Genomic DNA, 14,949 nt, shown 5'->3' with positions numbered 1-14,949 from the left:
GTATGTCAAATAATACTCCGAATCAAACAAGCCAAATAAAAGTGCCCGCGACGTACATGCGTGGCGGCACGAGTAAAGGTGTCTTTTTCAACCTAGAGGATTTGCCTCAAGAAGCGCAAGTGGCTGGAGCCGCACGTGACAAACTGTTGCTACGCGTTATTGGCAGCCCTGATCCTTACGCGAAGCAAATTGATGGCATGGGGGGCGCGACGTCAAGCACCAGTAAAACAGTGATTGTTTCGCGCAGCAGCAGAGCCGATCACGATGTTGACTACTTATTTGGTCAAGTGTCGATCGACAAACCATTCGTCGATTGGAGCGGTAACTGCGGCAACTTGTCTGCCGCTGTCGGTCCTTTCGCCATTCATGCTGGTCTGATCCCACAAGATCGCATTCCAGAAAATGGCATTGTGACGGTGCGTGTTTGGCAGGTGAACATCAGCAAAACCATCTTGATTCACGTGCCAATCGTCAATGGTTTCGTTCAAGAAACCGGCGAATTTGAGCTCGATGGCGTGACGTTTCCGGCCGCCGAGATTCAAGTCGATTTCGTTGACCCTTCTGATGGCGAAGGAAGTATGTTCCCTACGGGTAACTTAGTTGATGATTTAGTGGTGCCGGATGTGGGTACGTTCAACGCGACCTTTATTAACGCGGGCATTCCAACCATTTTTATTGATGCTGAATCGATAGGATATCAGGGCACCGAGCTGCAAGACGATATCAACAACGATGAGACAGCATTAGCGATGTTCGAATCCATCCGTGCATATGGCGCGTTAAAAATGGGCCTGATTTCTGATTTAGAAGAAGCTCAAACACGCCAACATACGCCGAAAATAGCGTTTGTTTCTAAACCGAAAAGTTACCTGTCTTCAAGTGGTAAAGCCGTTAATGAGTCGGATATTGATGTGCTCGTTCGCGCGCTGTCGATGGGCAAGCTTCACCATGCAATGATGGGAACAGCAGCCGTTGCTATTGCTTCTGCTGCGTGTGTGCCCGGAACGTTAGTGAATTTAGCCGCTGGTGGCGGTGAAAAAGAGTCCGTGACTTTTGGTCACCCGTCAGGAACGTTAAAAGTTGGGGCACAAGCGAAGCAAACTGAGCAGGGCTGGGTGGTGCAAAAAGCCATTATGAGCCGAAGTGCGAGAATACTGATGGAGGGATTTGTGCGTGTACCCTTCTATGTCTTCGATTAAAAGAGACGATCTTTGGATTAAAAGAGCGATCTTTGAGTAGAACGAGAGCAATGTCAGGACATACTGGAGGAAGCAATATGTCTTCATACGAAAAAGAATACTTATGGGCGAAGAATGAACCGGAGAGTTTTTGGCGCGCTCAAGCGGAGAATCTCGATTGGTTTGAATCTCCTAAAACTATCTTGAAATCTGATGAAAACGGCATAGAACGTTGGTTTCCAGATGGTGTAATGAATACGTGCTGGTTAGCATTAGATTACCATTGCGAGCAAGGACGCGGTGATAATACTGCACTCATTTATGACTCGCCAGTGACAGGTCGTAAAGCCACGTACACCTATAGCGACCTACGTGACCAAGTAGCCAAAATTGCTGGCATGCTGTCTGCTCAAGGTGTTGAAAAAGGCGACCGAGTCGTTATTTACATGCCGATGATCCCAGAAGCCGCAATGGCGATGCTTGCCTGCGCGCGTTTGGGGGCTATTCATTCCGTAGTATTCGGCGGTTTTGCACCTAATGAGCTTGCTGTACGAATTGAAGATGCAGAGCCGAAAGTGATCATGACGGCGTCGTGCGGGATTGAGATCAACAAAGTCATTCCATACAAACCAATGGTAGACAAAGCCATTATGGACAGCCGTTGGAAGCCTGAGAAAGTGTTTGTTTTCCAACGTCCAGAGTGCGACGCTGAGCTAAACCAAGAAAGAGACTTAGATTGGCAGCGAGAGTACAAACAAGCGCTGCCACATGGTTGTGTTCCGGTGTTAGCAACCGATCCGCTCTACATACTTTATACATCAGGTACGACAGGTAAGCCGAAAGGCGTTGTGCGTGATAACGGTGGCCATGCTGTCGCGATGAAGTACTCCATGAGCGCAATCTATAACATTCCTCAAGATGGCGTCTTTTGGGCGGCATCTGATGTGGGCTGGGTAGTAGGGCACTCTTACATTGTTTACGCTCCACTGATTCACGGTTGCACTACTATCCTATTCGAAGGCAAGCCTGTTCGAACACCGGATCCTGGCGCATTTTGGCGAGTGTGTGATGAATATAAAGTAGATGCGTTGTTCTCTGCACCAACGGCGTTTCGTGCGATTAAGAAAGAGGACCCGGAAGGTGAGCACTTAAAACAGTACGACTTGTCGAATCTGAAAACCATCTTTATGGCGGGAGAACGCCTTGACCCTCCGACACTGGAGTGGGTTCAGAGCAAAGCGGACAAGCCCGTTATTGACCACTGGTGGCAAACCGAGACGGGTTGGGCCATCGCGGGCAACCCGACAGGTGTCGAAATGATGCCAGTTAAAGCTGGTTCTTCGACGAAGCCCATTCCGGGTTATCAGGTCGAGATTCTGAATGAACTTGGAGAGGCTGTCGGGCCTAACCAACAAGGCTTTGTCGCATTAAAACGTCCGCTACCACCAAGTTGTCTGCCAACGGTTTGGCGTAATCATGACCGTTTTGAAACTGGTTATCTTAGCCAATTCCCAGGCTACTACGTGTCAGGTGATGGTGGCTATCTGGATGAAGACGGTTACCTGTTTATTATGGGACGTATTGATGACGTGATTAATGTCGCGGGACACCGATTGTCGACAGGTGAAATGGAAGAAATAGTAGGAGGCCACCCAGCGATTGCAGAATGTGCGGTGGTCGGTATCCACGATGATCTAAAAGGTCAGCTTCCACTTGGTTTTGTTGTACTGAAAGACGGCGTCAAAGTGGATGAGCTAGACCTTGAAGGTGAGCTTGTTGGCAAAGTGCGTAGTGAGATAGGTGCAGTTGCTTGCTTCAAGCATGCGTTGGTTGTAGACCGTTTACCGAAAACACGTTCAGGTAAAATTTTGCGTCGAACTATACGTCAAATAGCTGATGGTGAAAAATACACCGTTCCGTCAACGATTGATGACCCAAGTAGCTTGAACGAAATTGAGCGAGTGCTACGACGCTGATAAAAACTCAATTCTAACTAACCCCTGATCCTCGAACTCTGTTGGTTGGTTCTGCCTCTGTACGTTTATTAAGTGCAGGGGCCTTTTTGTTGTTCAAACAGTACAAACGTATCGTGAAAGCATTTGTGACTTGCCAATACGACGTTTTCCTCACAAACTACAGCCATTCCATTTTTAGTGACCCTTTGTATGACCACGTTTGCGATTAAACCTGCGTGTTTTAGCGACCTAGAGTTGCTCAACGATCTTATGTTCGAGCTTCATGATGAGCATCATCTTCAATCTCCTGAGCTTTTCAAAACGGCAGAGGAGATAGAACAAGAAAAAAGCATTGCTCGATATATTGACGACCCTGAGTGCCTTGTTTACGTAGCAAAACAAGGAGATGAAATTATTGGCTTTATCTCTGGTCACTTCTGTGAACTTATTTCTACCGTCAGCCAGCCAGTTATGATGGGAAGTGTGGATGAGCTCTATGTGCTGCCTGAATATCGAAAACAAGGTACGGCGCAGGCATTGATTAATAAAATTGAATCAACGTTCTCTGATTACGGTGCAAAACAGATGTTTGTTGAAGTATGGCATTTTAACCAGGGCGCAATATCTTTGTATGAAAAACAAGGATTTGCACATCATATCCACTATTTAAGAAAACCGCTGAACGAATAATCGTATTTAACTTTAATATTGTGATTTAGGTTCATTCGAATTGAAATCATTCAGTTCGTCAATAGACTTTTCTCTATAAGTTGCTCGCAATGTTAACAAATTGATATGCACCCACATTGGTATCGGCGTTTTTGTCTGCTTGTTTATTAGTAGCACGAGGATCGTGCTTACAAAAACAAGAGGACAATATTTTGAAACTAACAAAATCGTTACTTGCTTTAGCCGTTTTGCCAATGTTCGCAAGTGCTGATGATTTGTCACAGACGCAAAATCATACTATCCAACCCCAGATCGTAGGCGGAGTAACTGCCGACCCACGTGACTGGAAATTCTACACCCAAATTGTTAGTCGTTATGGTAACCGATCATATTGTGGGGCCAGTTATATCGGGAATGGTTACGTCCTGACTGCTGCGCATTGTGTTGAGGGTGATTCTCCGAATCAGATAGCGGTTAAAATCGGTGGCGTTGTTTATAACGGTAGTGACGGTGTTCGTGCAAACGTCAGTGAGATCCATATGCACCCGGCATATCGCCGCGCGACGCTTTCTCATGACCTCGCGGTATTGAAGCTCGACTCTGTGCCTCAAGGTGTTTCTTCAGTTGAGATTGCGAATGGCAGTCTAACGCAATACGCGAGCATCGGAGATTGGCTTAGTGTTGCTGGCTTAGGGCGAACTTCTGAAGGAGGAAGCTCTCCGTCTCGATTGCAAGAGGTTGACGTCCCACTTGTGTCGGATATGACTTGCCGTCAAGCCGGTGGCAACTACACAACGGTTGGAGAAGTGTCATTCTGTGCGGGTATTCCTCAAGGTGGGATAGATTCTTGTCAGGGAGATAGTGGTGGTCCAATCGTTATTAATCGCAGTGGTGTAATTACTCAACTTGGTGTGGTCAGTTGGGGAATAGGTTGTGCTCGTCCTGGTATGTATGGGGTTTATAGCGATATCGCTGCTATGCGCAATTTTGTCGATGGTGTTATCGGAACAGCAACACCACCAAAAGAGAATGTTTCTGTTGGATACACCACTGAACAGACACTGGCATCATTTTATGTTGGGGAGTTACAGCAACATAGCTTTGTTATCCAGAATTCAGGGAACACCACGTTCACTGTGGAAAATGTTCGCGCGTTCGCTTCGGGTGTTACTGATGCAGCTGTTATTGCCAATGACCAGTGCTCTCAGGCAACGTTAGCAATGAATGCAAGTTGTCGTGTTGATGTTGAATTTGGTGCTACTCAGAGCGGAGAAGCAAGAGTGGCTTTGAACTTCAACGTTGATAAGACCAGCACACAATACCAAGCGTTAGTATCCGCTCAAGCGAAAACGGTGACAACGCCTCCCACAGATAGCTGTACAACTGCATGGCAAGCCAGCTTAGTGTATCTCAAAGGAGATACGGTTACTTGGAATGGTAAAGTTTGGCAAGCGCAGTGGTGGACTCAAGGTGATAATCCAGCAGACTCAGGGCCTTGGGATGTTTGGCAAAAAGTAGGCGATGCGAATTGCACGTCTAACTAACGATCGGGCCAGTGAATTTGATTCGTTGACCATGAGATAAGATTCATTCTTGGTTTCAACGATCAGTACATAGTTATCATAACTGGGGTTTATTGTTTGCGAATAATAAGCCCTTTTTTATTGTGTCAACTATGAGAACCCACAAAATGTGTATGACTTTGTCCTGACGTTATCTTTATATAACTGGCAGAATTGCGATCAACATTTTATGTTTTGTCTGATTTTTGTCAGGTTTGCATTAAATTATTCTCCAGTGAGCGTTGAGATCAGGTTTTACGCGATCAACTCAGTTTGGCATAACTCGTTACTTAATTTTTGTCGAAAAAGATAAGATTAACTGCCATGATTCATTGGTTATCATTATGTTTATTTAAGGTCATATTTTGTGTTGAGACAGCTGTTATTACTCATCCTTTGTTTTATTTTGTTACCTGTTTCACCGATCTCTACGGCTAAAGCCACTGCGAGCGAAGTTAAAGGAGCGCTCTGTATTGTTCGCGCTGATGACAAGTTAGTGCTAGTTCATGAAGTATTAACGGATAAGATTTCTCTACCTGGCGGAACCATTATTGATGGTGAGTCTCCACAAGTTGCTGCTCAACGAGAAACGTGGGAAGAAACCGGTATAGTGGTTACGGTTGGAGAGGAGCTTGGCAGAACGGACACTGCGGTTTTTTACGACTGTATATCAGACTCTGCCATTATCGCTTTTTCTATGAATAACTCTTTAGGTGGAAATGAACTGCCTATTTGGTTTGCCCCTCATTATGGAGTAGAAGTTGCGTCAGCGATGTTGCTTAGCCCATCTGAATTACCATCATCTTTATATCGTTATCCTGAGCAATGGCCACAAGCCACTCAGTTTTTTGATCAAGCTACCAAGCAATCAGTATCTTATGTGACTCAGTTGATCGAATCCGCGCCTTCATTTCGTCAGGTTGAATTGGCGTGGCTGATAGATTTACAGAGTTGGGTAGGGGCGTTGTCAGAAACGAGTTACGAGGTAGCTAGTCAGATCTCGAAACTCGTTATAGATCTGACAGAACCGACGGTACTACTCTTTCTATTTCCTTTTGCCATGATGCGCTTTGGTAGCCGGTTTGTGTACCGACTCTTTTTCGCAATTAGTGCAACGTCGCTTATGGTGCTTGTCGCTCAACAAGGCTTTTCGCTACCGCGCCCACATGTCTATATACCAATGATGGAGTTAACGCACAGCTTTGGCTTTAGTTTTCCTAGCTTGCCTATCGCTGTGTGGTTTTGTGTGCTGACGTTCTTGTTTCATAGAACCCAGTATTTTGGTTTGAATGGAACAACGGCAGTCTTCGTGTTCATCACTCTTACTGTGGTGTTAGGTAAGTTTTTCCTCGGCAGTGCCTTTATTTTAGATATGTTATTTGGCGCGCTGTTAGGCAGCTTGGTGGCTTGGCATGTTCTTCGACTGGAAACAAATCAAGATGTGAACGTTGATCAAGTTCTAAGCTCAAAAGGCGTCTGGTTCATTATGACTGCGGCAACAGCGGTCATCTCCGTCATCTGGCCATTACCTGTGTTTGGTCGCTGGCTAGCAATTTTAATCACTGCATCAGCGTTGGTCATGACATTTAAAGAGTCGAAAGCACATTTAGATACTCGGCAGATGATCTTTGTAACGCTGGCATTGTTGCTTGTTGATCAACTCTATTTGTACTCGGCTATTATCGTATCGTTTAGCGGTTTGTGGTCATTAGTCTTGTCGACGTTACATTATCCTTTATTAATGTTGTTATTTATGCTGCTTGCAAGGAAGCTGACTTGTGAAAACCAACCGAGCAAAACGTTGCTAGATTGATGGCTGTATTTGTTATCTATTAGTATTTGAGTAAAAACAAAGCCTTGCATTACAGCAAGGCTTTTACACGTTTAGTCCACGAAAAACGCCGCTTGCCTATCTTGGACGGCTAGGGGTGTTAAACGTAAGAAGCTTAACGCAACAGACATGGCGGAAAGGGCTATGCATTGAGCACGAACTTTTCTATAGCTTTAGCGACACCGTGCTCATCATTACTTGCCGTAATGTAGTCAGCGATTTGCTTGGTTTCTTCCATTGCATTTGCCATCGCGATACCAAGGCCAGCGTATTTCAGCATGTGGTGGTCATTTTCTGCGTCACCCATACAGATAACTTCTTCCGGTTTAATTCCCAGATACTCGGCAATTGCGGCAACACCAATACCTTTGTTGCTCGCAGGGTTAAGAAACTCAAGGAAAAACGGAGCGCTTTGAACAACCGTAAACGCTTCGCGCATTTCAGCTGGCAGTGCTGCTATAACTTCTGTTAGTTTGCTTGGCTCTGCAACCATCATAGCTTTGATGATTGGATGATCGTCTTCTAGTGATTCGAAGTTCATCTCGGTGACATTTAAGCCATTTATCTTTGCTTCAATATCGGTGTAAGGGTTGTGTTCGTTGGTGATTAAACCATGAACTTGACTAAAAGCATGGACGTACGCACCTAGCTCTTCGGCTTTTCGCGCCACCAATTTTGCAGCTTTACCATCTATGATTTGCTGGTGGATGATGTCGTTTGTGCCTACGTTCTTGACCATCGAACCGTTGTAGTAAAGAACAAAATCTCGATCGGAATGGATATTCAGTTCGTCGAGCTTGTCTTGCATTCCTTCTAATGGGCGACCAGAAGCGAGAACGACAGTAACGCCTGCTTCTCGAGCTTTTGCGATCGCTTGTTTGTTTTCTTCAGAAATGGCTTTATCACTATTGAGTAGCGTGCCATCCATATCTAGTGCGATCAGTTTATACATCATTTCTTACCTTAAAGTTTTTTGGGAGCTGTCAGTGAATAAGGCTTGGTTTAACGTTAACCAGAAACCTATATTCATTACGCTATGAAACTACAAAATGGTCTATTTTAACAATTAATTTTTGGTTTAAATTGACCTAGACACGCGTGTCCATTATGGTCTTCGCCTCGAAATGTTATGAGTTGAGTGAGTTCTGCGTTGTATAAGCTAAATGAGATGTTTGAAACCATCCAAGGGGAAGGGGTTTTTACTGGAGTCCCTGCTGTTTTTGTTCGGCTTCAAGAGTGTCCGGTTGGTTGCTCATGGTGCGATACCAAACAAACGTGGTATGCAGATGAGAATGATCAACGTCAAATAGGCGATATTCTGGTGAAAACGGAAGATTCTCCGACGTGGTGTGTTGCATCTGCCGAGAACATCGTAGAGCAATATCAACAGCAAGGCTTTAATGCTAAGCATATCGTGATTACTGGTGGAGAGCCTTGTATTTATGATCTGCGCCCTTTAACAAAGGCGTTTGAAGATATGGGGTGCCAATGCCAAATTGAAACCAGTGGCACATCAGAAGTGATTACTTCAGAAAATACGTGGGTGACAGTGTCACCAAAAGTAGCAATGAAAGGTAAATTACCAGTGCTTAATAGCGCGTTAGAGCGGGCAAATGAGATTAAGCATCCAGTCGGTACCCAGAAAGACATCGACCACCTTGATGATCTTTTAGCAAATGCGAACGTGGCGGCTGAGACTATCATTGCACTACAACCAATTAGCCAGAAGCCTCGTGCTACGCAATTGTGTATTGATACGTGTATTGCCCGCAATTGGCGTTTGTCTGTTCAAACTCATAAATATTTGAGTATTGCTTAGACGAGAGACTCGTCATCATTCGAGGTAGCTTTTCTATCTAATCCCGGTTTCGCGAGTAATGCCGTTGGTAGCTTTGCTATCGAAACATTGTCGATATATCTAAACAATTTATAGCGTTGTAAAAGCTAAGCAGTGTTGGCTGTTGTGGTGTGGTGCTATCTTTGGTTCGACAATCGTTTCGCATTTAATTGATGCCACCAATCTGGCGGCATCAAAATGAAGCTCTGTTGGCTGGAGTTTCACGCTGAGATAAAACGTTTAGAAGCTAACGCAAAAGGTTTTATCCACCGCTATTACCGCTAACAAAGACTATTTGCTCGCTAAGTATTCTTCTAAGCCGCTTTGTCGCAGTAGGCACGCTGGGCATTCACCACAGCCTTTACCAACGATTCCGTTGTAACATGTTAAAGTATTGTTTTGGACAAACTCCAACATATTATGCTTATCAGCTAGAGCCCAGGTCTCGGCTTTAGTAAGCCACATTAAAGGAGTCTTAATATTGAAGGCTTTATCCATACCTAAATTGCAAGAGAGATTTAGAGAGCGAATAAAGTTGTCTCGGCAGTCAGGGTAACCACTAAAGTCTGTTTCGCAGACTCCCGTAATGATGTCTTGAATGCCAAGCTGGTAAGCATGGATACATGCGTAAGTAAGAAAGAGAATGTTTCTCCCTGGAACGAATGTATTGGGTACGTTAGCGTCGCTTAAGTCATTAGATACCGGAATGTTGTCTCTTGTCAGAGAGCTTATCGCTAACTCATTAATTGATTTTACATCCAGGACTTTGTGGCTTTTGATGTTAAGTTGCTTACCTAATTCGATAGCGATATCTATTTCATCTGAATGACGCTGGCCATAATCAAACGTTATAGCATGAACTTCATCATATGTATTTAATGCATCGATTAAGCAGGTCGTAGAGTCCTGCCCACCGGAAAAAACCACAAGTGCTTTTGTTGTAGCCATGTTGAACCCTTAGTTATGCTCTTTGATTCTTTGGTATTGATACGTATTCTTAGGCGTTTAATCCCTATTACGTACTCGACTTGTTCGTGGCGATTGCGTCCGCAATCAACTGGGCTGTGCTCTCAAGCACTCTTTGCTTGTCATCATTTGACAGCTTGTGGAGATTAACAGCAAGTTCAGCGGTGATTTCATCTTCACAAAAAAAATAGTTTAGAGGCACGTTTAGCTCATCTGCGATAAGTTTGAGCGTTTTTACGTCGGGAGTATGGCGCTCCCTTTCGTATTGATTCATCCTTGCACTTGCAGAACTATCATCCATGCCGATACGGATGCCCAGTGCTTTTTGGGACAGATTCGCTTGTTTACGCGCATGCTTAAGGCGGGCTGGGAGTGGGTTATTAAACAACACTTAAAGTTCATACGAAGGACTTGGATGACTAAGATTATCTTAGTTTTTCTGATTTGTGTATACTAAGTAATACTTAGTTATTACCGAGGTCGCCAAGGCCGTGTATGTATAGCTAAACAAGATTTCGTCTCTTTAGGTTGATTAAGTGACGTTGAATCTACTTCTTCAAAAACTGCCGTATGGAGGAGCGGGAAGAGCGAGTAAGGGCACGAGAAACCGCAGCGATTTGTAGAGCAGAACTTGCTCTTCACATAAACGTAGTCGTCTAAGTTGAAGAGCAATATTGTTCTTGATGATCAACTATATACTTAAGTAAATAACTGTGTCGCACAATAGATCAGAGCTGCTGCTAAGCTCATATTGATGACTTTGCCATATCTCTGGAATTGCGATTGAAGTAGCTTTCCTGCAACGGCCCAGACTACGTTGCTAAGGAGTGCGATCAAAGCAAGAATGAGGCTAGTCGCTAAGATCCAGTAGATATTCTGAGTGTGGGGCAGTACGAACGTAGAAATAGAGGTAATTCCATAAAGAATGATTTTCACATTAACGAACTGCAAACCGAAACCTGTTAAGAAACTGATACCTTTAGAATTATCCGATGAAGTTTTGATCTCACTCGTAGCAAGCCCCCAAGCCAACCAAACAATATAAGCTGCTCCAATCCATGTTAGCCAAGGTGTAATCACGGGCAAGAGGCTGATCATGTTATACGTGAAAGCGCCACAAAGTAGCATCAAAACAACATAGCCACAAAACATCCCCGAAATCACTTTTGTTGAGCGTTTTAGTCCATATTGCGTCGCGATGCTGAGCGATAAAATGTTGTTTGGCCCTGGTGTAATTGAAGTAATGATTACGTAAGTAAAAAATGCGGTGTAGATGGCGGTCATCTCTATCTCTCCTGTTTTTACTGCACTATACTTCGCTACAATTGATTAAAAAATTGAATAAATTAAAACTTAGACTTTTAATTTATTGAACTGTTGGTTGTGGAGTCTAGTCATGAATCTAAAACGCTTTCTTACTTTTAAAGCTATTGTTGAAGAAGGATCGTTTCTAAAAGCGTCACAGAAGCTTTATTGCACGCAATCAACCGTCACCTTTCAAATCAAGCAGTTGGAACAAGATCTGTCTTTGCAGCTGTTCGAAAAAATAGGGCGTAAGATGGTTTTGACTCAAGCAGGAGAAAAGATACTGCCTTACGTCTATGAACTGGCGCGAGTGATGGAAAATATTGAGGGAACAGCACAGCAAGAAAACTCGGAGCCGACCGGTGAATTGAAAGTGCTGATTGCTGAGACTCAACTTGCTTATAAGATGGCTAATGTTTTAAAAGAGTTCAGGATCAGAGCGCCCAATGTCAGACTCTCTCTGCAATCACAAAATTGCTATCAGATTCGAGATGAGTTGATAGAGGATAAAGCTGATTTAGGTGTGTTTTATCGAGTAGGTAATGACGATACACTCAAGGTGCACGAGTTTGAGCAGGAGCCACTGGTATTGGTTGCTTCACCGCTTTTAAAAGGGCTAGATTTAAAGAAGAGAGAGCAACATATTGATTTAGGGTTTATAAGCAATGGCCCTAAGTGCCTTTTTCGACAGATGTTTGAGAGCATTATTCAAGAGCGTGATATTAGCATCGACAACATGATCGAACTTAGCAGTATTAATACGATCAAAAATTGCGTTGAGAGTAATATTGGTATCTCTTACTTACCTCGTTTTACGGTTGAAAAAGAGTTGCAAGAGGGCAGTTTACAAGAGCTTGAGTTCACCGAATTTTCAAAGATGATCAAGCCACTCTGCGCTTATCATTCTGGGAAGTGTGTGACGCCGGCGATGGAAGTCTTTATTGATTGTATGCGTAACGAGTATGAACGGCTTTCTACTCAGAGTTGGTGATCTTTAATATGTTCTATCTGATATAGTTTCGTTTTTACTCCTTTTTATTTTTTAAGTGGCTACTTCTAATTTATTGATTTTTATTGCTTTGTTTTGAATCCGACTGTTGTGGGATGATAAATGGGATCTGATGTGAAGAGCTATTTATTGACGGAAAGAGATAAGATATCAAAACGACGGCGTGTGATAACTAGATTAGATAAGGTTACATAATTAACAGTGTAATAAATGCCATTCTTTATGGATTATTTTCAACGAGACTTAATTGTTACGGTTCGTTATTATTAACTCGTTAACGCATCCATTGCTAGGAAGTTAACTTACGCATATTGTTTTTTTTTCATCATTTGCAGCAAATATAATTTGCTGCTTTTTTTGGTTAAAAAAGTTCAAAGCTTGAACTACAAGCTCTGAACCTTTATTTATACTTAGTGGTTTTCTACTTTAATAAGTAAAACACCGTTTAAAAGTATCGCGTAACCTAGTAACTCTAAGCTTTCTTCGACCAAGTTTTTCACGTCTCTATCGTATGAGTTCCCCATGAACTCGACCCAAAAATCACCATACCCTGCAAAGCGTGAGAATAAGAAAACAATAAAAAAGCCAATCGTTAATGTCGTGAAGCTAGAATGAGAAATGAAAAATTTTACCTCATTTTTTATGTTAACTATGTTATTAAAACAAAAATAACAGACCGAGACTATTATAATCCAAGCAGGGTACTTCCATGAACCGTGAGGGAAATACTGCTCTATGTGGTAGTCCATTTCTCTAACGAATATAACCATAAAAAATGAAGACATTATTACTAATATGTGTTTGAGTTCAAGATATTCCTTAGATTTATACAAACACATTAACGATGAAAAAAGCACAAATGCTATTTGAGTCATTTCTATAAGAGAGTTCTCCGATGTGCTTTTGTCCATTTTTACGCTAAAGTAAATCGTTGCTAACGTATAAATAACCAAAAAAATAAGATAAGATATTTTATATAATAACAAACTAGTGACCGAGGTGTGTTTTTCTTTAATATACATCGTAACTTGTATAGGTGATGGATTTGTTAGTATTATAAATCAAGAATTTTTTATATTTAGTGAATTAAGCGCCATTTAGAATGGAACTTAATTCACCTAACATTAAACTTCGATGAATATTAAACGTTGCTGGTTTAATTTATTGATTTTATTTGATTTTTTATTTTATGTTAATTTTGGTTAAATAGAATCACCTAGCTTTTATTGAAATGCTTTTCCCATATTGGTGGTATGCCAATTTCTTCTTGAACGATATCAATGAATGCCCTAACCAATGGTGATTGCTGACGGTGTGAGTACATGGCATAAATATCACCAAAATCTTGAGTTTCATATTCTGGTAAAAGTTGAACTAAATTAGAAGACTCTAGGTTGTTAGGAAGCATAAATTGACCTATAAGTGCTGCGCCCAGACCTGACTTTACGCTTTCAATTATTAGCTCAGCTTCATTTACCATATATGACCCTGATATTGGGTATGTATCTAAACCATCTGATTTTGCTTTGTCGTAGAATTTAAGTTTATCGACAATAAAATTACCATTTGAATAAATAATAAAAGGTAGCTTAACTAACTCATCAGGCGTTTCTGGGTTACCATGTTTTTCAATTAATTTTCGAGAAGCAATGATTGCAGTCGTATTTTTTGCTAATTTTCTTGCTACCATTGATGAATCCCTCATAGGTCCGATTCGAAAAGCAATATCAAAATTACTTCTAATCACGTCTACATGAAGATCATCTAGCATTAGTTCAACACTTGCTTTTGGGTACTTATGTAAAAACTTCTCTATCGAAGGTTGTAGATAGAGTTTTCCAAATAATGTTGAGCTTGAAATTCGTACTTTCCCTGAAGGCTCAGTCTGAAAGTTCTCCGCTATTTGTTGAGTATCATCAAGGAGTTGAGATATTTGGTCTGCTTTTTCAACTATTTGCTTGCCGACTTGCGTTAATGAAAGAGAGCGAGTTGTTCTGTTTAATAGCCTAACGCCTAAGTGCTCTTCTAACTGCTTGATGTGTTTAGATAAAACAGAGCGGTCGATATTCATCCCATCTGCTGCTTTTGCAAAAGATCCAGCTTTAGAGACTTCTAAAAGCAGGTGTAGTTTATTTGCTAAATCCACAATGTTTATCCAAGTTAGATATTAGCGTATTAGTTTCATGTATAACTACTGCTCTGTCTAGAAATTATTAATATACTTAATAACCAAAAGAAAAGGGAGCAATAGCTCCCTTTAGTATGAATTTAAATGAGTATTTATATTATGGTTATAGTGTTTGACGTTTTTTGTTTCGACTCACTAACATGTAAAAAACAGGTGTGAGTAGTAATCCAAATACCGTTACGCCTACCATACCCGAGAATACGGCAATACCCATTGCTTGTCGCATTTCCGCTCCGGCCCCTGTACCAATCATTAATGGAATAACACCAGCGGTAAATGCAATTGATGTCATTAGAATCGGTCGAAGACGTAAACGACATGCTTCCAAAATCGCTGATAAGGTATCTTGGCCATTGTCTTTAAGTTCTTTAGGGCTTTGTTGCGTAATTCAGACGAGAAACCAAACCTCCTAAAGTTGAGCGACTTTTATACAATATACTGAGTTTCAG

Annotated in this window: 12 protein-coding genes and 1 pseudogene; 7 read left to right on the top strand and 6 right to left on the bottom strand. The window is 42.1% G+C overall.

The window, feature by feature from the left end; genetic code table 11:
* Positions 1–2 precede the first annotated feature (2 nt).
* The 5 genes from prpF (at position 3) to R7E78_RS19615 (ending at position 7,177) form a co-directional block, all read left to right on the top strand.
* Positions 3–1,199, top strand: coding sequence for a 2-methylaconitate cis-trans isomerase PrpF (gene prpF / locus R7E78_RS19635; RefSeq protein ID WP_065274566.1), 1,197 nt, complete (start codon positions 3–5; stop codon positions 1,197–1,199).
* A gap of 77 nt (positions 1,200–1,276) precedes the next feature.
* Positions 1,277–3,154, top strand: a complete 1,878-nt coding sequence (locus R7E78_RS19630; RefSeq protein ID WP_054866169.1) for a propionyl-CoA synthetase — start codon at positions 1,277–1,279, stop codon at positions 3,152–3,154.
* A 189-nt stretch (positions 3,155–3,343) separates the two neighbouring features.
* Positions 3,344–3,823 (top strand): GNAT family N-acetyltransferase, encoded by a 480-nt coding sequence (locus tag R7E78_RS19625; protein ID WP_005377290.1) that lies wholly within the window; start codon positions 3,344–3,346, stop codon positions 3,821–3,823.
* 191 nt (positions 3,824–4,014) lie between these two features.
* Positions 4,015–5,346 (top strand): trypsin-like serine protease, encoded by a 1,332-nt coding sequence (locus R7E78_RS19620; RefSeq protein ID WP_065274565.1) that lies wholly within the window; start codon positions 4,015–4,017, stop codon positions 5,344–5,346.
* 385 nt (positions 5,347–5,731) lie between these two features.
* Positions 5,732–7,177: a bifunctional NUDIX hydrolase/phosphatase PAP2 family protein gene (locus R7E78_RS19615; RefSeq protein ID WP_318058171.1), complete on the top strand. Its 1,446-nt coding sequence runs from the start codon at positions 5,732–5,734 to the stop codon at positions 7,175–7,177.
* Positions 7,178–7,337: 160 nt separating this feature from the next.
* Here the strand turns inward: R7E78_RS19615 and R7E78_RS19610 are convergent, their stop codons facing one another.
* Entirely contained in the window at positions 7,338–8,147 is an 810-nt protein-coding gene (locus R7E78_RS19610) for a Cof-type HAD-IIB family hydrolase (RefSeq protein ID WP_017821691.1), read from the bottom strand.
* A 216-nt stretch (positions 8,148–8,363) separates the two neighbouring features.
* On the opposite strand from R7E78_RS19610, the gene queE reads away from it, so the two are divergent.
* On the top strand, positions 8,364–9,014 hold the full coding sequence (gene queE / locus R7E78_RS19605; RefSeq protein ID WP_005377296.1) for a 7-carboxy-7-deazaguanine synthase QueE: 651 nt from the start codon (positions 8,364–8,366) through the stop codon (positions 9,012–9,014).
* 309 nt (positions 9,015–9,323) lie between these two features.
* Here queE and queC read toward each other — a convergent pair whose 3' ends face one another.
* The 3 genes from queC to eamB all read right to left on the bottom strand — a co-directional run bounded on the left by queC (position 9,324) and on the right by eamB (position 11,282).
* Positions 9,324–9,980, bottom strand: a complete 657-nt coding sequence (gene queC, locus R7E78_RS19600) for a 7-cyano-7-deazaguanine synthase QueC (RefSeq protein WP_005377298.1) — start codon at positions 9,978–9,980, stop codon at positions 9,324–9,326.
* A gap of 67 nt (positions 9,981–10,047) precedes the next feature.
* Positions 10,048–10,389 carry a helix-turn-helix domain-containing protein gene (locus tag R7E78_RS19595; protein WP_025768136.1) on the bottom strand — a complete coding sequence of 114 codons (342 nt, stop codon included), beginning with the start codon at positions 10,387–10,389 and terminating at the stop codon, positions 10,048–10,050.
* 308 nt (positions 10,390–10,697) lie between these two features.
* Positions 10,698–11,282, bottom strand: a complete 585-nt coding sequence (gene eamB / locus R7E78_RS19590) for a cysteine/O-acetylserine transporter (RefSeq protein ID WP_005388201.1) — start codon at positions 11,280–11,282, stop codon at positions 10,698–10,700.
* 112 nt (positions 11,283–11,394) lie between these two features.
* Between eamB and R7E78_RS19585 the strand changes: the two genes are divergently transcribed.
* A complete protein-coding gene (locus R7E78_RS19585; protein WP_065274563.1) occupies positions 11,395–12,294 on the top strand; it encodes a LysR family transcriptional regulator in 900 nt (299 codons plus the stop codon).
* 1,234 nt (positions 12,295–13,528) lie between these two features.
* Here R7E78_RS19585 and R7E78_RS19580 read toward each other — a convergent pair.
* Positions 13,529–14,458 (bottom strand): LysR family transcriptional regulator, encoded by a 930-nt coding sequence (locus tag R7E78_RS19580; RefSeq protein WP_149192495.1) that lies wholly within the window; start codon positions 14,456–14,458, stop codon positions 13,529–13,531.
* A gap of 145 nt (positions 14,459–14,603) precedes the next feature.
* Positions 14,604–14,870: pseudogene (locus tag R7E78_RS19575) on the bottom strand (efflux RND transporter permease subunit); the annotation flags it as partial.
* Positions 14,871–14,949 lie beyond the last annotated feature (79 nt).

The sequence above is a fragment of the Vibrio sp. YT-19(2023) genome, assembly GCF_033337395.1.
This window is presented reverse-complemented; position numbering and strand designations above follow the sequence as displayed.

Excerpts from the sequence above, each read along its gene's own strand:
- R7E78_RS19585 (WP_065274563.1), top strand. The coding sequence starts at position 11,395 with ATGAATCTAAAACGCTTTCTTACTTTTAAAGCTATTGTTGAAGAAGGA.
- queE (WP_005377296.1), top strand. The coding sequence starts at position 8,364 with ATGTTTGAAACCATCCAAGGGGAAGGGGTTTTTACTGGAGTCCCTGCT.
- eamB (WP_005388201.1), bottom strand. The coding sequence starts at position 11,282 with ATGACCGCCATCTACACCGCATTTTTTACTTACGTAATCATTACTTCA.
- R7E78_RS19625 (WP_005377290.1), top strand. The coding sequence starts at position 3,344 with ATGACCACGTTTGCGATTAAACCTGCGTGTTTTAGCGACCTAGAGTTG.
- R7E78_RS19610 (WP_017821691.1), bottom strand. The coding sequence starts at position 8,147 with ATGTATAAACTGATCGCACTAGATATGGATGGCACGCTACTCAATAGT.
- R7E78_RS19630 (WP_054866169.1), top strand. The coding sequence starts at position 1,277 with ATGTCTTCATACGAAAAAGAATACTTATGGGCGAAGAATGAACCGGAG.
- queC (WP_005377298.1), bottom strand. The coding sequence starts at position 9,980 with ATGGCTACAACAAAAGCACTTGTGGTTTTTTCCGGTGGGCAGGACTCT.
- prpF (WP_065274566.1), top strand. The coding sequence starts at position 3 with ATGTCAAATAATACTCCGAATCAAACAAGCCAAATAAAAGTGCCCGCG.